The 17,095-nt window shown below is 65.9% G+C and carries 15 protein-coding genes and 1 pseudogene; 8 read left to right on the top strand and 8 right to left on the bottom strand.

Going from position 1 to position 17,095, the window contains the following annotated elements; genetic code table 11:
* Window positions 1–49 precede the first annotated feature (49 nt).
* The 4 genes from VET27_RS16850 to VET27_RS16835 all read right to left on the bottom strand — a co-directional run bounded on the left by VET27_RS16850 (window position 50) and on the right by VET27_RS16835 (window position 4,327).
* Window positions 50–907, bottom strand: a complete 858-nt coding sequence (locus tag VET27_RS16850; RefSeq protein ID WP_526520125.1) for an endonuclease domain-containing protein — start codon at window positions 905–907, stop codon at window positions 50–52.
* Window positions 908–1,033: 126 nt separating this feature from the next.
* On the bottom strand, window positions 1,034–1,891 hold the full coding sequence (locus VET27_RS16845) for a 3-hydroxyacyl-CoA dehydrogenase family protein (protein WP_526520123.1): 858 nt from the start codon (window positions 1,889–1,891) through the stop codon (window positions 1,034–1,036).
* A 94-nt stretch (window positions 1,892–1,985) separates the two neighbouring features.
* The gene (gene aceA / locus VET27_RS16840) at window positions 1,986–3,272 is read right to left on the bottom strand and encodes an isocitrate lyase (protein WP_184437119.1); all 1,287 of its coding nucleotides are present in this window, start codon (window positions 3,270–3,272) and stop codon (window positions 1,986–1,988) included.
* A gap of 260 nt (window positions 3,273–3,532) precedes the next feature.
* A complete protein-coding gene (locus tag VET27_RS16835; RefSeq protein ID WP_526520121.1) occupies window positions 3,533–4,327 on the bottom strand; it encodes an acyl-[acyl-carrier-protein] thioesterase in 795 nt (264 codons plus the stop codon).
* A 114-nt stretch (window positions 4,328–4,441) separates the two neighbouring features.
* On the opposite strand from VET27_RS16835, the gene ramB reads away from it, so the two are divergent.
* Both ramB and VET27_RS16825 read left to right on the top strand, forming a co-directional pair.
* Window positions 4,442–5,857 (top strand): acetate metabolism transcriptional regulator RamB, encoded by a 1,416-nt coding sequence (gene ramB, locus VET27_RS16830; RefSeq protein WP_526520115.1) that lies wholly within the window; start codon window positions 4,442–4,444, stop codon window positions 5,855–5,857.
* A 21-nt stretch (window positions 5,858–5,878) separates the two neighbouring features.
* Entirely contained in the window at window positions 5,879–6,466 is a 588-nt protein-coding gene (locus VET27_RS16825) for a carboxymuconolactone decarboxylase family protein (RefSeq protein WP_526520113.1), read from the top strand.
* Between the two features lie 10 nt (window positions 6,467–6,476).
* Here the strand turns inward: VET27_RS16825 and VET27_RS16820 are convergent, their stop codons facing one another.
* A complete protein-coding gene (locus tag VET27_RS16820; protein WP_526520111.1) occupies window positions 6,477–7,190 on the bottom strand; it encodes an SDR family oxidoreductase in 714 nt (237 codons plus the stop codon).
* 187 nt (window positions 7,191–7,377) lie between these two features.
* On the opposite strand from VET27_RS16820, the gene VET27_RS16815 reads away from it, so the two are divergent.
* Entirely contained in the window at window positions 7,378–7,614 is a 237-nt protein-coding gene (locus VET27_RS16815; RefSeq protein ID WP_526520109.1) for a VOC family protein, read from the top strand.
* On the opposite strand, the gene VET27_RS16810 is transcribed toward VET27_RS16815, so the two are convergent.
* Genes VET27_RS16810 through VET27_RS16800 form a run of 3 tightly spaced genes read right to left on the bottom strand, consistent with a single transcriptional unit; the run spans window position 7,611 to window position 9,818 of the window.
* Window positions 7,611–7,880 (bottom strand): hypothetical protein, encoded by a 270-nt coding sequence (locus tag VET27_RS16810; RefSeq protein ID WP_526520107.1) that lies wholly within the window; start codon window positions 7,878–7,880, stop codon window positions 7,611–7,613. The genes VET27_RS16815 and VET27_RS16810 overlap by 4 nt on opposite strands.
* A gap of 10 nt (window positions 7,881–7,890) precedes the next feature.
* Window positions 7,891–9,285 carry a dihydrolipoyl dehydrogenase gene (gene lpdA, locus VET27_RS16805; protein WP_526520105.1) on the bottom strand — a complete coding sequence of 465 codons (1,395 nt, stop codon included), beginning with the start codon at window positions 9,283–9,285 and terminating at the stop codon, window positions 7,891–7,893.
* A gap of 32 nt (window positions 9,286–9,317) precedes the next feature.
* Window positions 9,318–9,818, bottom strand: coding sequence for a DUF779 domain-containing protein (locus tag VET27_RS16800; RefSeq protein ID WP_526520103.1), 501 nt, complete (start codon window positions 9,816–9,818; stop codon window positions 9,318–9,320).
* Window positions 9,819–9,921: 103 nt separating this feature from the next.
* Between VET27_RS16800 and VET27_RS16795 the strand changes: the two genes are divergently transcribed.
* The 5 genes and pseudogenes from VET27_RS16795 to VET27_RS16775 form a co-directional block, all read left to right on the top strand.
* Window positions 9,922–11,955 (top strand): prolyl oligopeptidase family serine peptidase, encoded by a 2,034-nt coding sequence (locus VET27_RS16795; protein ID WP_526520101.1) that lies wholly within the window; start codon window positions 9,922–9,924, stop codon window positions 11,953–11,955.
* A complete protein-coding gene (locus VET27_RS16790) occupies window positions 11,952–12,278 on the top strand; it encodes a hypothetical protein (protein ID WP_526520099.1) in 327 nt (108 codons plus the stop codon). The genes VET27_RS16795 and VET27_RS16790 overlap by 4 nt, the downstream gene beginning before the upstream one ends.
* 186 nt (window positions 12,279–12,464) lie before the next feature.
* The gene (locus tag VET27_RS16785) at window positions 12,465–13,985 is read left to right on the top strand and encodes a S8 family peptidase (RefSeq protein WP_526520097.1); all 1,521 of its coding nucleotides are present in this window, start codon (window positions 12,465–12,467) and stop codon (window positions 13,983–13,985) included.
* Window positions 13,986–13,994: 9 nt separating this feature from the next.
* Window positions 13,995–15,269 (top strand): serine/threonine protein kinase, encoded by a 1,275-nt coding sequence (locus tag VET27_RS16780; protein WP_526520095.1) that lies wholly within the window; start codon window positions 13,995–13,997, stop codon window positions 15,267–15,269.
* Window positions 15,270–15,418: 149 nt separating this feature from the next.
* Window positions 15,419–17,089 (top strand): annotated as a pseudogene (locus tag VET27_RS16775) (peroxidase family protein); the annotation flags it as partial.
* Window positions 17,090–17,095 lie beyond the last annotated feature (6 nt).

The raw sequence follows: 17,095 nt of genomic DNA, 5'->3' as shown, positions 1-17,095 counted from the left end.
CTAGCGCTCGCCGAGACTACGGTTGTTGCGCCAATTCGCCCGATTTCCGTCAACAACCGTAGTTTCGCGGCATGCCCGCCGCGGCGAGCGCCCTATTCACGCGCGCCACGATCGTGGGACGCTCCCAGCGCAACTGCCGGGCGCTGACCCGCACGATCGTCCAGCCGCGATTCGCCAAGAACTCCAATCGCTCGATGTCGTTGGCATAGTCGTCGGGGCCGTTGAAATGCTGCTCGCCGTCGTACTCGGCACCCACCATCCATCGCGGCCAACCCATGTCGATGCGGCGCACGACGCGACCGCGATCGTCGGCCACCGGGATCTGAGTCATGGGTCGCGGTACACCGGATTGGACTAGCAGGAGCCGTAATCGGGTCTCCTGCGGCGACTCTGCACCCGCGTCGACGTACTCGATCGCATGGCGCATGCCGCGAATGCCACGCGCGCCCGGATACCTTTCAGAGATGGCGTCCACCGCGGCGACCGGCACTTGAGTCTTGTTGAGCAGCGCGTCAATCCGGATCACTGCCCGCTCGAACGGCAGTCGTCGACCAAGGTCGTAGGCAGTCCGGGCCGCAACGGTGTGTTGGATTCCGTCGGCAGCGCAGGCAATCTCGTCGTTGGTGATGACTCCACTGCGGACGACGATTCCCGGTGGCGACGGGTATCTCGATCGGGCGATTTCGGGCGGTTCGTCGACTGGCAGCCACTTGGTACCGAGCACCGCAGCTGATGAACTGCCGACCAAGACCGCCTCGCGATGTGACCACAGCCAGGCGGCTCTGGCTCGGTCGAGTGCCGTCAGGTCTCTTCCCCGCCGTACATAGACGTCGCGATGCACCTTCACGTATCGGCGTCGCAGATCGTTGCGCGTCAGTGCGCCCGAGGCGAGCACTTCGGATGCCATCACCAGTTCGCACACACCTCTTAGGCGCGCGAACCCGCCTCTGGGTTCCCCGGACCCGCACCGAGACTGCGGAAGTTGACGGAAATCGGGCGAAATCGATCAACAACCGAAGTGTCGGCGGGGCGGTCAGTAGGTGTAGAAGCCCTTGCCCGACTTCTTGCCCAGCTGGCCCGCTTCGACCATCCGCTGCAGCAGCGGCGGCGGCCCGTAGAGCGGCTCCTTGAACTCCTCGAACATCTTGTCCGCGATCAGCTTCAGCGTGTCCAGACCGATCAGGTCGGACAGCTTCAGCGGCCCCATCGGATGCGACAGGCCTGCGACGACCGCCGTGTCGATGTCCTCGATGGTCGCCACGCCCGCCTCCGCCATCCGCACGGCCGACAGCAGGTAGGGCACCAGCAGCGCGTTGACGACGAAGCCCGATCGGTCGGTGCACTTAACCACCTGCTTGCCGAGCACGGTGCTGGCGAAGTGCTCGGCGCGCGCGGCGGCCTCGTCGGTGGTGACGAGCGTCCTGACCAACTCGACGAGCGGCAGCACCGGCACCGGGTTGAAGAAGTGCAGCCCCAGCACGCGGCCCGGATTCTTGGTCGCCGCGGCGATCTTCATGATGGGGATGCTGGAGGTGTTCGACGCCAGCACGGTGTCGGGGTCGGTAATCACGGCATCGAGTTCGGCGAAGACCTTCGCCTTGACGGTGTCGTCCTCGATGATCGCCTCGATCACCAGCTGGCGATCCGACAGATCGGCGAGGCTGGTGGTCGACGTCAACCTGGCGATGGCCGAGTCGAACTCGTCCTGCGTGAGCTTGCCCTTGCTGACGCCACGCTCCAGCGACTTGGTGATTCGATCGCGGCCTGCCGTCACCAACGCCTCGGTGGGCTCGTAGATACGCACGTCGACACCAGCGCGCAACGACACCTCCGCGATGCCCGCACCCATCTGCCCGGCGCCGACGACTCCCACTCGCTCAATATTTTTCACGCTCACGAATCTTCCTCAATCCGCGAGCAGAAGCAAAAGTCCCCGACACGCCGTGCGGTCGGGGACCTTTACGTCTGCTCGTGCGGCTAGTGACTCAGTGGAACTGACCCTCTTCGGTCGAGCCGGCCAGCGCGGTGGTCGAGCTGGTCGGGTCCACGGTGGTGGCGATCCGGTCGAAGTAGCCGGCGCCGACCTCGCGCTGGTGCTTCGTCGCGGTGTAGCCACGCTCCTCGGCGGCGAACTCGCGCTCCTGCAGCTCGACGTAGGCGCTCATCTGGTTGCGGGCGTAGCCGTGGGCCAGATCGAACATCGAGTAGTTCAGGGCGTGGAAGCCAGCCAGGGTGATGAACTGGAACTTGAACCCCATCGCGCCGAGCTCGTTCTGGAACTTCGCGATGGTCGCGTCGTCCAGGTGCTGCTTCCAGTTGAACGACGGCGAGCAGTTGTAGGCCAGCATCTGGTCGGGGAACTCGCTCTTGACGCCCTCGGCGAACTTCTTCGCGAGCTCGAGGTCCGGCGTACCCGTCTCCATCCAGATCAGATCGGAGTACGGCGCGTAGGACTTGGCGCGGGCGATGCAGGGCTCGAGGCCGTTCTTGACCCGGTAGAAGCCTTCCTTGGTCCGCTCACCGGTGATGAACGGCTGATCGCGCTCGTCGACGTCGGAGGTGATCAGCGTGGCTGCCTCGGCGTCGGTGCGGGCGATGACGACCGTGGGGACGTCCGCGACGTCGGACGCCAGGCGGGCCGAGGTCAGGGTGCGGATGTGCTGCTGCGTGGGGATCAGCACCTTGCCACCGAGGTGACCGCACTTCTTCTCCGACGCGAGCTGGTCCTCCCAGTGCGAACCGGCGACACCCGCGGCGATCATGGCCTTCTGCAGCTCGTAGACGTTCAGCGCGCCACCGAAGCCGGCTTCACCGTCGGCGACGATCGGGGCCAGCCAGTTCTCGACCGACCGGTCGCCCTCGACCTTGGCGATCTGGTCGGCGCGCAGCAGCGCGTTGTTGATGCGACGGACCACCTGCGGCACCGAGTTGGCCGGGTACAGGCTCTGGTCGGGGTAGGTGTGGCCGGACAGGTTCGCGTCGCCTGCGACCTGCCAGCCGGAGAGGTAGATCGCCTTCAGGCCGGCGCGGACCTGCTGCACTGCCTGGTTGCCGGTCAGCGCGCCCAGGGAGTTGACGTAATCCATGTCGTGCAGCTGCTCCCAGAGCACCTCGGCGCCGCGGCGGGCCAGCGTGCTCTCCTCGACGACATGGCCCTGCAGGGCGACGACGTCCTCGGCGGAGTAGGTGCGCTCGATGCCCTTCCAGCGGGGGTTGGTGTTCCAGTCGTGCTGGATCTGTTCGGGTGACTTGGGCGTGCCAACAGTGGACATCGGTGCTCCTTTGATTACGGATCGCCGGTGGCACTGGGCTCATTGCTTGCTAACGCCACCGCGAGTTAGCTTTTCTGCTAACACGACGATGTCACAGCGCATATGCGCAGGTCCACCCGTTTCGCCTGCCAACTTTCGCCAACACCTGGCGTTAACTTGCAAAGATTGCGAAGGCGGTGATCGGCTGTAACGGTTCAGAAGTTACTGTTCAGTAGCCAGTTTTTCCAGGTCAGTACGCTCGTACTCTTAACCCAATCGATTCAGAGCGCGAAGAGGCAGGCGATGGCCTTGACCTCGTCGCCGACGAGATATGTGAGGGTTGTAACAGTGCGATCCGTCAGGTCCTCGCCGAACTTGTCGGTGGACCCGGCCGGATGCACGTGGCGGACGATCGCCAGCCTGTCCCCCAGCGCCACCGGCAGATCGTGTTCGATGGTCACGCGCAACGGCGCGGCGGTGAGTTCGGGATGCTCGTACAGGTAGTCCTCGACGACGCTCCAGTACACCGAGTTGTTCATGTGGTCGAAGATGTCGATGTCGCTGACGCGGACCGGGTACTCACGCACGTGCTCGGCATCCTCGCGGCTGCCCGCCTTCAAATACGCCTTCCACCGCAACCGGTCGACCTCGGTGGTCTTCTGTAGGCCGGCGATGAAGTCGTCGGAAATGCGCGCAGGTCCCTGTGTCTCGCGGTTGATGTTGATCCAGAACGCCTCGGATTCGATCAATCCACCCCGGCGGCCCTCGATGCGCACCCGCATGTCGCACCAACGGTTGGAGGTGCCCGAGCACCAGCGTCGCAGCCGCATCATGTCCTTGAACTGGATGGGCTCGATCAGGTCGATCATCGTGCGCCGAACGATCCACAGCGGGTGCGTCTCCTCGAAGCCCATCTCACGCAGCTGATCGGAACCGATGTCCTGGATGTGCCGCGTCGCGGCGTCGAATTTCAGCCTGCCCTTGCGGTCGACGTCGGCGACCCGCAACGGCCACTCGATGTCGAAGACGTCGGGGTGCGGATCGGGGACGGGCATCATCGCCTTGGACAGGCCCATCACTTGGCTCCTGCCGGGTCCACCCTTGGTGCTCACGGGTGCAAATACTGCCACGAGCCGCCGATCTGCCAATCCTGCAAAGGCAACCTTCACAGTCTCGTTATGCTGGCTGACGTGGCCAAAACCTTCGTAGGGTCGCGGGTTCGCCAGCTTCGCAGCGAGCGGGGATTCAGTCAGGCGGCGCTCGCGCAGATGCTCGACATCTCCCCCAGTTATCTGAATCAGATCGAGCACGACGTACGCCCTCTGACAGTCGCGGTGCTACTGCGCATCACGGACGTCTTCGGCGTCGACGCGACGTTCTTCGCTTCGCAGGATGACACCCGACTGGTGGCCGAACTGCGCGAAGTGACGATGGACCGCGACGTCGGCATCGACGTCGACCTGTCCGAGATCGCCGACGTGGTGAATGCTCATCCGACGCTCGCGCGGGCGATGGTCAATCTGCACCGGCGCTACCGCCTCACGACCACGCAGCTGGCGGCCGCCACCGAGGACCGCTTCTCCGACGGCAGCGGCAGCGGATCGATCACCATGCCCCACGAGGAGGTGCGGGACTACTTCTATCAACGGCAGAACTACCTGCACGAACTCGACACCGCCGCCGAAGACATGACCGTGCGGATGCGCATGCACCGCGCCGATCTGGCAGCCGAGTTGTCCGACCGACTCGTCAGAGTGCACGGCGTGCACATCGTCAAACGCATCGATCTGGGCGACACGGTGCTGCACCGTTACGACCCCGGCACGAAGACACTGGAGATCGGCAGCCATCTGTCGTCTGGTCGGTACGTATTCAGGCTCGCTGCCGAGCTCGCCTACCTCGAGTTCGGCGACCTAATCGACGCCCGGGTCGAGGAGGGCAACTTCACCAGCGACGAGTCGCGCACCCTGGCTCGCCTGGGGTTCGCCAACTACTTCGCGGCGGCGACCGTCCTGCCCTACCGCCAGTTCCACGACGTCGCCGAGAACTTCCGCTACGACGTCGAGCGGCTGTCGGCGTTCTACTCGGTCAGCTACGAGACCGTCGCGCACCGGTTGTCCACGTTGCAGAGGCCGTCGATGCGCGGCGTGCCGCTCTCGTTCGTACGCGTCGACCGGGCAGGCAACATGTCGAAGCGCCAGTCCGCCACGGGCTTTCACTTCTCGTCGAGCGGAGGCACCTGCCCGTTGTGGAATGTCTACGAGACGTTCGCCAACCCTGGCAAGATCCTCGTGCAGATCGCCCAGATGCCCGACGGGCGCCACTACATGTGGGTCGCACGTACGGTGGAGCGTCGGGCGTCGCGATATGGTCAGCCGGGCAAGACGTTCGCGATCGGTCTCGGCTGCGAGTTGCGGCACGCGCAACGACTCGTGTATTCGGAGGGTCTCGATTTGTCTGGTGACATCGCCACACCGATCGGCGCCGGCTGCCGGGTCTGCGAACGTGACAACTGCCCGCAACGCGCCTTCCCCGCGCTGGGCCGGGCACTCGACCTCGACGAGCACCGCAGCACGGTCTCGCCGTACCTGGTGAAGCACGCATGACGCAATGAGGAGTCGACAGCCATGACCGAGACACCGGAGAGCCGAAGCGAAGCCACCGGGAAGTGGGGCGAGCCCGCCCGCATCCCATCCACCGGCAGCCTTCGCGAACTCGGCCCCATCGGCTGGATCATCGCGAAGGCCGGTGCCCGCGTGATCCGGGCGCCCCGCTTCCACCTGATGGACGTCATCGGCCAGCACAAGCTGCTCCTCATCGCGTGGCTGCCGTACTCCGGTGTGCTGCTCAATTGGGGCAAGCTGCCCCGTCGGGATGCCGAGCTCGTCATCCTCCGCGTCGGGCACCTGCGTGACTGCGAATATGAGCTTCAGCAGCACCGTCGGCTGGCGCGGACTCGCGGCCTCGACGACGAAACGCAGGCCCGGATCTTCGAAGGCCCCGACGCGGAAGGGCTGACAGACAAGCAGCGAGTCCTGATCACGGCGACCGACGAGTTCGTCATCACCCGATCGATGTCACCGGAGACCTGGGCGGCGCTGGCTTCCCAGCTCGATCGGAAGCAACTGATCGAATTCTGCATGCTGGCCGGCCAATACGACGGGTTGGCCGCCACGATGGCGACGCTGAAGATCCCGCTGGACTTCCCAAACTGAAGCGCCGACGTCAGCCGATACCAGGCGGATTTAGGTAGTAGCCGTCGTCAGTGCACAACGTCCGCTTCACCAGTCGCGCCTGCTCGTCGACCAGTACTTCGGCCGCGCCATCCTCAAGCCCGTCGAGCGTCGTCCCCGCCACGTCGCGGGGGCGGCTCTTCGGGGTGTCGACAGCGCTCGCCATGTCGGTATCGATGAACCCGGCGTGCATCGCCACCACCTCGACGTTTCGTTTGGAGAGATCCAAGCGAAGGGCGTTGGTGAAGCTCCACGCAGCTGACTTGCTCGCCGAGTAAGCGCCGAGCGGTGGTCGGGAGAACCAGGCGGCGTCGGACAGAACGTTGATGATGGCGCCACCGCCGTTGCGCTCAATCAACGGCGTGAAGGTCTGACTCCCGTGCACCATCCCGTAGAAGTTCGTCTCGAAGATGGCCCGGCAGGCCTCGACGAACGCCGGATCCAGCACACCGTCGGTCAGGCTCCCGATGCCCGCGTTGTTGACCAGCAGCGTGACGTCATCGCAGCGAGCAGCGGCGGCTCGGACTGAATCGAGGTCGGTAACGTCCAGCCGGACCGCCTCCATCCCCGGCCGGTCGAAGGCCTCCGGGTCTCGCACCCCGACGTAGACCTTCTTCGCACCGCGGGCTTGCAACTCTTGGGCGAACGCCAGCCCAAGCCCGCGATTGCCTCCCGTCACCAATGCAATCGACTCGTCGACCTTCATGGTGCCCCCTCGGCTCTATGCGCAGGCTAGCCGTCGCGAACGGGTCCGATCTTGACTTGCCGATAGTCGCCGACGTCGTCCGCGAGTGCCGTACGGTTCCGGCCCAACGCGGAACGCCATCTGGGCGCGTTTGCGGAGGGGGCGTCGCAGTGGCATCACGTCGGCCGCGCCAGGTTCGGTCCAGTTCATGCATTTGGCGGTAACGGACATCGACGCCGCCCGCGCCGACGTTTCCGGTCGCGGGATCGAGGTGTCCGACGTGTTCCACGATGCCGGCGGGGTGTTCCATCACGCGGGCCTCGATCACCGCCTACCGGGGGCCGATCCGAATCACGGCGACTACGCATCGTTCGCGTCCTTCAGCTGCCCGGACGGCAACGGCTGGGTGCTCCAGGAAGTGCGGCAGCGGGCGCCCGGCCGTTAGAGGTAGGTGACTGCGAGCACGCTGATCGAGAACAGCAGCGGCGAGATCGGCACGCACCAGAGGAACGCAGCCTTCGCAAACGCCTTGCGGCCGTAAAACATTCGCCCGAGCAGGCCGCCCGCGATGGCGAGACCCAAGGACCCGGCCGCCACGACGAGCACCCAGGCATTCACGGTCGCGGTCTTCGTCGCGAACGAGATCGCGGTCAGCCACAGCATGTGGCCGATGATCAACCCGCCGAGTCCGGCGACAATCGTCGCTCTCACGCGTTGGCTCTCAGAAGTTGATCATGTGGCCGGCCAGGCCGTGGAAGCACTCCTGAAGCGCCTCGGACAGCGTGGGATGGGTGTGCACGTTGCGGCTGAGCTCGTTGACGGTCAGGTCCCACTTCTGCGCGAGGGTCAGCTCGGGCAGAAGCTCCGAGACGTCGTGTCCGATCAAATGGCCACCGAGGAGTTCGCCGTACTTCGCATCGGCGATCACCTTGACGAAGCCGCCGGGCTCGCCCAGGCCGTGCGCCTTGCCGTTGGCCGTGAAGGGGAACTTCGCGACCTTGACGTCATAGCCCTCGTCACGGGCCTGCTGCTCGGTGAGCCCGAAGCTGGCGACCTGAGGTTGGCAGAAAGTAGCGCGCGGCAGCATCCGGTAGTCGCCGAGCGCCAGCGTCTCGGCGCCCGCGATGGTTTCGGCAGCCACGACGCCCATGGCCTCGGCGACGTGCGCGAGCTGCAGCTTCGCCGTGACGTCACCGATCGCGTAGATGTGCGGGACGGAGGTGCGCATGTAGTCGTCGATGCCGATGGCCTTGCGGTCGGTAAGCGCCACGCCGGCCTTGTCCAAGCCGAAGCCCTCGACGTTGGGCGCGAAGCCGATGGACTGCATGACCCTGTCGGCCTTGAGCTCCTCTGTCTTGCCGTCCTTACTTATGGTCACGGTGACCTGCGACCCGTCGTCCTCGATCGACTCGACCTTGGTGCCGGTGAGGATCTTGACGCCCAGCTTCTTGAACTGCTTCTCGATCTCCTTCGAGATCTCGGCGTCCTCGTTGGGCAGCGCGCGGGGCAGGAACTCGACGATGGTGACGTCGACGCCGTAGTTGCTCATCACGTAGCCGAACTCCATGCCGATGGCCCCTGCACCAGCGATGACGATCGACTTGGGCAGTTCCCGCGCCAGGATCTGCTCTTCGTAGGTGACGACGTTCTCCGACAGCGACGTGCCGGGCACCAATCGGGTGCTGCTGCCGGTCGCGATGATCGCGTTGTCGAAGGTGACCGACTCGGTGCCACCGTCGTTGAGGTCGACCGACAGCGTGTTGGCGTCAGTGAAGGATCCGCGGCCGTGGATCTCGGTGATCTTGTTCTTCTTCATCAGGAAGTGCACGCCCGCGACGCGGCCGTCGGCGACCTTGCGGCTGCGGTCGAACGCCGAGCCGTAGTCGAACGAAACGTCGCCGCTGATGCCGAACGTCTTGGCTTCCTTGGTGAAGATGTACGCCAGCTCGGCGTTGCGTAGCAGCGACTTGGACGGAATGCAGCCGACGTTGAGGCAGACCCCGCCCCAGTACTTCGGCTCGACGATGGCGGTGCTCAGCCCGAGCTGGGCCGCGCGAATGGCCGCCACGTAACCGCCTGGACCAGCACCTAGTACGACGACGTCATAGTGAGTCACGGATCCAGCCTAATGGTCGTGCCGAAGGACCCCTAGGCCTGCACCTGCGCAGTCCGCGCCGCCGGGATGGGGCAGGCGTCACTCGCCTCGGCGACGATGTGGGTGCCGCCGTCCCGCGGCCGCTCGCCGCGTTCGTACGCCGACCCGGTCACCGGCGGCTGGTCGGCGAGCAGTCGGTTCTCCGCTTCGGTGTAGGCACGTCCGCGGCTGAGGAACCTCATGCCCTCCGGAGTTTCGAGGCTGAAGCCGCCGCCCCGCCCGGGAACGACGTCGATGACCAGTTGGGTGTGCTTCCACGCCTCGAACTGGCTCCCGGAGATCCACACCGGTACCCCGTCGCCGACGTCGAGGATCGACAGCAGGATGTCGCGGTCGCCGACGATGAACTCACCGTCGGGGTAACACATCGGCGACGACCCGTCGCAGCAGCCGCCGGACTGGTGAAACATCAACGCCCCATGGCGATTCTGCAACGTACGGAGCAGGCCGGCGGCCGACTCGGTGATCAGCGCACGCGGCGGTGTGTCGCTCACGGCCTTCCTTCCCTGCGAATGAGGTCAACTCGAAGTACCCGTGCCCGTCGGGCCAAACGAGGTGTTATCCAGCTCACACTACGCCCGCGGTCACAATGGTTGCGTGGGTAATGAGCGCTTGTGCGAAGAGCAGACGGCCGGGGCGGACCCGTATCTGTGGCTCGAGGACATCACCGGCGACGACGCGCTCGAGTGGGTGCGACAGCGCAACGAACCGACGCTTGCCGAACTCGGCGGCGAGCGTTTCGAGCAGATGCGCGCAGAGGCGCTGGAGATCTTGGACACCGACGCCCGGATCCCGTACGTGCGACGGCGCGGCGAGTACCTCTACAACTACTGGCGCGACGGCGACCACCCGCGTGGACTGTGGCGGCGCACCACACTCGACGGTTACCGCAGTGATTCACCCGACTGGGACGTTCTGATCGACCTCGACGCGTTGGCCGCGGAGGACGACGAGAAATGGGTCTGGGCCGGCGCCGACGTGATCGAGCCCGACCTCACACTGGCGCTCGTCAGCCTCTCGCGCGGCGGATCGGACGCGACGGTCACCCGCGAATTCGACATGGCGACACGCCAATTCGTCGCTGACGGGTTCACGGTGCCCGAGGCGAAGACCAGCATCTCCTGGGAGAACCGCGACAGCGTGCTGATCGGGACGGACTTCGGCCCGGACACGCTGACCGACTCCGGCTATCCCCGCATCGCGAAGCGGTGGCGACGCGGACAACCTCTGACCGAAGCGCAGACCGTGTTCTCCGGCGCGGCGTCAGACGTCAGCGTCGGCATCGGATTCGACCCGACGCCCGACTTCGAGCGACTGCTGGCCACGAGATCGGTCGACTTCTTCAACCGCGAGCGCTTCGAGATTCGCGGCGAGGAACTCATCGCGATCGACGTGCCTACCGACGCGGCGATCTCCATCCACCGCGAGTGGCTCCTCGTCAGGCCGCGTACCGATTGGACGGTGGCTGCGGTGACGTATCCCGCCGGCTCGCTGCTGGCCGCGAAGTACGATGACTTCCTCAGTGGCACTGTAGAACTCAGTGCGGTCTTCGAACCCGACGAGCACACCAGCCTGGACACCTACGCGTGGACCCGCGACAGGCTCGTCCTCGTCACGCTGCACGACGTGGCAACCCTCGTCGAGCTCGTCACCCCGGGCCCGTGGCGACGGGAGCCGATCCCAGGCGTCCCGCACAATGCCACGACGGTGGTCGTCGACGTCGACGAATACGGCGACGAGATCTTCTTGGACTCGAGCGGCTTCGACAGCCCGTCCCGGCTGCTGTGGGGCCACGCCGGCGGCGAGGTGACCGAGATCAAGAGTGCGCCGGCGTTCTTCGACGCCTCCGACATCGAGGTGAATCAGCACTTCGTCGCCTCGGCTGATGGCACGATGATCCCGTACTTCGTTGCGGGGCATCGCAGTTCGACGGGTCCAGGCAAGACGCTACTAGGCGGCTACGGCGGCTTCGAATCGTCCAACACCCCGGGCTACGGCGGCGTGCTCGGCAGGTTGTGGCTCTCGAGGGGCGGCACCTACGTCCTCGCCAACATTCGCGGTGGCGGCGAGTTCGGCCCACGGTGGCACACGCAGGCCATGCGCGAGGGCAGGCATCTGGTGCACGAGGACTTCGCCGCCGTAGCAGCTGATCTGGTCGCACGCGGCATCACCACCGTCGATCGACTGGGCGCCCAGGGCGGCAGCAACGGCGGACTGCTCATGGGCATCATGCTGACCAAGTACCCGGAACTGTTCGGCGCGTTGGTGTGCAGCGTGCCTCTGCTCGACATGAAGCGTTACCACCTGCTGCTGGCCGGGGCCTCGTGGGTGGCCGAGTACGGCAACCCGGACAACCCCGACGACTGGGCCTTCATCTCCGAGTATTCGCCGTACCAGAACATCTCGGCCGACCACGCGTACCCGGCACTGCTCGTGACGACGTCGACCCGTGACGACCGGGTCCATCCCGGCCACGCCAGGAAGATGACCGCCGCACTGGAGGAGGCAGGCCATCGGGTGCGCTACTACGAGAACGTGGAGGGTGGCCATGCGGGCGCGGCGGACAACGCGCAGACGGCATTCCGCTCGGCGCTGATCTACGAGTTCCTACACCGCACGCTGGGCCAGTGAGCACCCTGTCACTGAGTCTCTTCTACATCGGCGTCGCCATCCTGCTCACCGGTCTTCTGTTGCCCGGTTGGGACACCGCCGCGAGATCCAAGCGGGCGATGAAGCGTCGCATCTACTGGACGGCCACCATCGTCGCCATCCCCGTGCTGTTCGCGGCCGGGTTGCCGGACCTTCAGAGTTCGATCGCCTTCGTCGCCATGGCCTGCGTACTGATGGGCGGATGGGCCTACTTCCGCACCCCGAACATCAAGATCGGCGGACGGATCTGGGCCGCCTACCCGCCCAACCGCGAGCCGGACCCGCCGGCGGACGTTCAACCGTGAGGCTGTCCAAAACTCGCCGACGACGAGCCTGCCGGCAGTAGCGTTCGAGAATGTCGACAGCTTCGCTTCCTGCAGCGATCCCGTGATGGGCCGTATCGAGTACCCGAGTACGCGTGCCCTCGGGAGCGCGAGGGCGCAGGCTTGCGACATGGATGACTGCCCAGCGCGACACAGCGGGTGTCTGCGATGAGTCCCAGCCCGGCTCCGAGGCGGACGTCGCTGGTGAGTCCCGTGCTGCTGGCCCCATCCGAGGACATCTCGCCGGCCGCGAAGGATGCGGTCCTGACGAACGAAGCCGGCGGGCGGGTGATGCTGGTCGAACTCCGGGTCAACCCCGGCACGACGGTGGACTCGGCACGCGACGATTTCCGCGAGTTGTTCCACTCGGTATTCGGCAATCTGGCCGACGACCTCGAACCGGTGCCCGTGGGACGGCACTACATGCGCTGCGTGTTGGACCCCGCCCAGGTATCGCGGCTGATGCTCGGCGGCGGAACCAGTGGCAGCACAGCGGAGACCAAGGCGCTGGGACTGATCTACCGTATCTGGCCCGACCTCGTCGTCAAGGCGCATCTGGATCGCTCGCTGACGACCATTCAGGCCGACGCCGCCGCACGCACCTACGGCTGCGGCGGCAAGGGCGTGGTGTGGGCGGTGGTCGACTCGGGAATCGAAGCGAGCCATCCCCACTTCGAGGCCAGCGGCACGCTGTCGGCTGGCGCCGTCAAGAACCTTCATCACGACTTCACCAGCAACCCGGCCCTCGCGAAGGGTGGCCCGCTGGCCGACACCTTCGGTCACGGCACCCACATCGCGGGCATCATCGCGGGCCGGGCACCGTCGGACCCCACGCTGATGCGGGTGGCCGGTACCGAGCGCGGGGTCGGTCTGCCGAAGTGGGTCAGCCGGCCGCTGGAAACCGGCACCACACTCAACGGTGTTGCGCCGCAGGCGAACCTGGTGAGCTTGAAGGTCCTCGACGATAACGGGAAGACGCTGGAGAGTGCACTTCTCGACGCCATCGACTACGTGCGCAACGTCAACGATGGGGCGCGTGAACTACAGATCCACGGCGTGAACATGTCGCTTGGCTGCGCGTGGCAGCCGGGGGACTACGCCGCAGGCCAGAGTCCACTGTGTCGCGAACTCGATCTCCTCGTCGGCACCGGGGTGGTGGCAGTCGTCAGCGCGGGCAACATCGGCGCGGGTACCGTCGCGGGCGGCGTCGGGGCGGACGTCCTGGGAGCGACCAATGACGTCTTCGGCCAGCTGTCCACGATCACCGACCCCGGCAACTCCGCAGCGGCGATCACGGTGGGATCGACCCACCGCTACCGGCCCCACACCTTCGGCGTCACCTTCAACTCGTCGAAGGGGCCGACGCTCGACGGTCGACTCAAACCCGATCTCGTGGCCCCCGGCGAGCGGATCACGTCCGCTGCGGCCAGCCATCAGGCCATCGGTGTGAAGCCGCTGGACGCCGGGACCGACGGGCTGGCGCGGTACATCGAGATGGACGGCACCTCGATGGCGGCCGCACACGTCTCGGGAGCGGTGGCCGCGTTTCTATCGGCACGCCCAGAATTCGTCGGCCAACCGGAGCTGGTGAAGAAGCAGTTCATCGACACCGCCACCGACCTCGGCCGACACGAGTTCTATCAGGGTGCCGGCCTCGTCAATCTCATGCGCGCGCTGACCAGCACCTAAGGGGAGATCATGGCTTCACTGGCTAAATTGCCTTACTACGAAGTCGTTTTCAATGCAGACGGCACGCTGAACACCACCGACCACCAGGAACATCCGGGACTGCAGGCCGCCGTCGCGGCAGGCGGCATCACCGACGTGTTCGTCTTCTCGCACGGTTGGAACAACGGAGTCGACTCCGCCCGCACGCTGTACGCGGGAATGTTCTCGCTGCTGCAGGATCAGCTCGGGTCGCATCTGAACAGCTCCGCGTTCGTCGGCGTTCTGTGGCCGTCACTGTTGTTCCCGGACGACGATCCCACAACTCCCAAAGAGGTGGTGCCCTCTTCCGGCCGGCAACTGGTCGCTGCGATCGCGCCGGCCATGCCCGAGCAGCAGAGCCAGCTCGACACCATCGGGCAACTGCTCGACGACAAGCCCCAGGATGAGGACAAACTCGCCGAATTCCATTCCCTAACAGTAGGACTCGTCACCACCCCGCCGCAGGCAGACGAAGACGCCGGTGAGTCGACCCTACTCACCGCCGAACCGAGTACCGCTCTCGGGCACGCCGCGACGATGGCGCCCAAGGCGAGCTCGGATGCCCAAGGCGTCGGCAACATGTTCGGCCGACTGTGGGCGGGCGGGCGGGAACTGCTCCGGACGATGAGCTACTACGAGATGAAGAACCGCGCCGGCGTCGTCGGGCGCCAAGGCCTCGGGCCACTGCTGGGCGCACTCTCCGGGCCTGCCGGCCCGCCGCGCATCCACCTCATCGGGCACAGCTTCGGAGCCCGACTGGTGTCGTACGCGCTGTCGGGACTCCCCGCGGGCGCGGTCGGGTCCGCCAGCCCGGTCAAGTCGCTAAGCCTGGTTCAGGGTGCTTTCTCCCACTTTGCCTTTGCCTCTTCTCTGCCGTTCGACCGCGGGCGCTCGGGCGCGCTCGCAGGGTTCGTCGACAGGGTGGACGGCCCGTTGGTCGCCACCTTCACCGGTGCTGACCGAGCAGTCGGCAAGTGGTACCCGGCGGCCAGCTTGCTCGCACGCCAGGACGCCGAAGGCAATGAGGCGGTCACGTTCCGGTGGGGAGCCATGGGGCACGACGGATATCAGAACGACCCCGCCGCGCAGACCGTCACCCTGGCCACGGGCACTCCGTCCTACGGCTTCGCGGCGGGCAAGTTCTACGCCCTCGACGCCAGCTCGGTGATCGCCAGGGACGAATCCCCAATCAGTGGCGCACACAGCGACATCCAGCACGCCGAGGTGACGTGGGCGATACGCCAAGCGGCCCGCCTCCGCGGCTGAATGGCATGACGATCCCACCGACCAGACCAGCAAGGGGGACTCACGCCATGGCGAATGCCAGGCCCAATCTGCGCCGACGTTCCGCCCAGGTTCTCGGCCGGGCCGCGGAACGCATCGACGGGTCGATCGGGTGGTCCCGGCTGCCCACCGTGCTCGGCATACCGGTGCTCGTCGGCCTGCGCTATCGACTGCGCGCCGAGAACCTCTACGACACCGGACGCGACGCCAGCGCGCAGCCACCGCCCGTTTCCGACGGACGGTACCGCGGTGCCCGTACCGTCGACGGCACGTACAACGACCTCTCCGACCCCTTGATGGGCGCCAAGGGATGCCGCTTCGGGCGCAACGTTCCTTTGGCAAATGCAAACCCGGAGGCTCACGAGGCGCTGTTGAGCCCCAACCCGAGCGTGATCAGCCGAAAACTCCTACGCCGCGAGGTGTTTCAACCCGCCACCACCCTCAACCTGCTCGCCGCGGCCTGGATCCAGTTCGAGGTGCACGACTGGCTGAGCCACCCGACCGCCGAGGACCAGCCGTGGCAGATCCCGACGCGGGACGATCACGGACACGAACGTGTGATGGTCGTCAAGCGGACCGCACCCGACCCGAACCCCGACCCGGATGGACCGCCGACCTTCGTCACCGATGACACGCACTGGTGGGACGGCTCCCAGATCTACGGCGGGAAGACCGAATTCGCGGAAGCGTTGCGATCCTTCGAGAACGGCAAGCTTCAGATCGACGACCTCGGTCTGCCCCCCGCCGCACTCGAAGCGACGCTGGACCCCACGGGCGTGGTCGGCAACTTCTGGGTGGGGCTCGCGCTCCTGCACTCGCTGTTCATGCGTGAGCACAACGCGATCTGCGACGTCCTGGCCGGGCACTACCCGCACCTGACCGACCAGGAACTGTACGACAAGGCGCGCCTGATCAACGCGGCGCTGATGGCCAAGATCCACACGACCGACTGGACGCCGGCGATCATCGCGCACCCCACCACCACGTTCGCGATGCGCGCCAACTGGTTCGGCGTGTTCGGTGAGCGGCTGAACCCGTTCATCCGGCGGTTCACCAGCAACGAGGTGTTCACGGGCATCCCGGGATCCCCGACCGACCATCACGACGTCCCCTACTCGCTCACCGAGGAGTTCGTCGCGGTGTACCGCATGCATCCCCTGCTTCCCGACGACTACGAGTTCCGGTCGTTGAGCGACGACAGCCTGCTGGCCGGGCACAAACTCGTCGACCTCGAATTCATGCAGGTCCGCCAACGCCTTTCGGAGACACCGATGGCTGATCTGCTCTATTCGTTCGGGCGGGCGAACCCCGGGGCGATCACCCTGCACAACTTTCCCGTCCAGCTGACGGAACTGGTTCGCGACGGCCACACCATCGACTTGGCGGCGGTGGACGTCCTGAGGGTCCGCGAGCGGGGAGTTCCGCGCTACAACGAGTTTCGCCGCCTGTTCCGGCTGAAGCCGGCCGCCACCTTCGCCGACCTGACGGACAACCCGGTGTGGGCGCGCGAGTTGGAGGAGGTGTACGGCGACGTCGAGCGGGTCGACCTCATCGTCGGCATGTACGCCGAGCCGAAGCCACCGGGATTCGGGTTCAGCGACACCGCGTTTCGCGTGTTCATCCTGATGGCGTCGCGCCGGCTGGAGAGCGACCGCTTCTTCACTAGAGACTTCCGGCCCGAGGTCTACACGCCTGCAGGCATGGACTGGATCAGACGCAACTCGATGCGTACCGTTCTGCTGCGACACTTCCCGGAGCTGGCGCCCGCCTTGTCCGGAGTCAAGAATCCGTTCGCGCCATGGACTGCC

Origin of the sequence: Mycobacterium sp. (assembly GCF_035633495.1) — a bacterium.
In the GTDB taxonomy this organism is placed as follows: Bacteria; Actinomycetota; Actinomycetes; order Mycobacteriales; family Mycobacteriaceae; genus Mycobacterium.
The sequence above is the reverse complement of the archived record's forward strand: the minus strand, read 5'-3'. Positions and strand labels throughout refer to the sequence as shown.

What these genes read in the sequence shown, in the direction of transcription:
- VET27_RS16815 (WP_526520109.1), top strand. Translation starts at nt 7,378, where the DNA reads ATGCATTTGGCGGTAACGGACATCGACGCCGCCCGCGCCGACGTTTCC.
- VET27_RS16820 (WP_526520111.1), bottom strand. Translation starts at nt 7,190, where the DNA reads ATGAAGGTCGACGAGTCGATTGCATTGGTGACGGGAGGCAATCGCGGG.
- aceA (WP_184437119.1), bottom strand. Translation starts at nt 3,272, where the DNA reads ATGTCCACTGTTGGCACGCCCAAGTCACCCGAACAGATCCAGCACGAC.
- VET27_RS16785 (WP_526520097.1), top strand. Translation starts at nt 12,465, where the DNA reads ATGAGTCCCAGCCCGGCTCCGAGGCGGACGTCGCTGGTGAGTCCCGTG.
- VET27_RS16850 (WP_526520125.1), bottom strand. Translation starts at nt 907, where the DNA reads ATGGCATCCGAAGTGCTCGCCTCGGGCGCACTGACGCGCAACGATCTG.
- VET27_RS16825 (WP_526520113.1), top strand. Translation starts at nt 5,879, where the DNA reads ATGACCGAGACACCGGAGAGCCGAAGCGAAGCCACCGGGAAGTGGGGC.
- VET27_RS16835 (WP_526520121.1), bottom strand. Translation starts at nt 4,327, where the DNA reads ATGGGCCTGTCCAAGGCGATGATGCCCGTCCCCGATCCGCACCCCGAC.
- VET27_RS16780 (WP_526520095.1), top strand. Translation starts at nt 13,995, where the DNA reads ATGGCTTCACTGGCTAAATTGCCTTACTACGAAGTCGTTTTCAATGCA.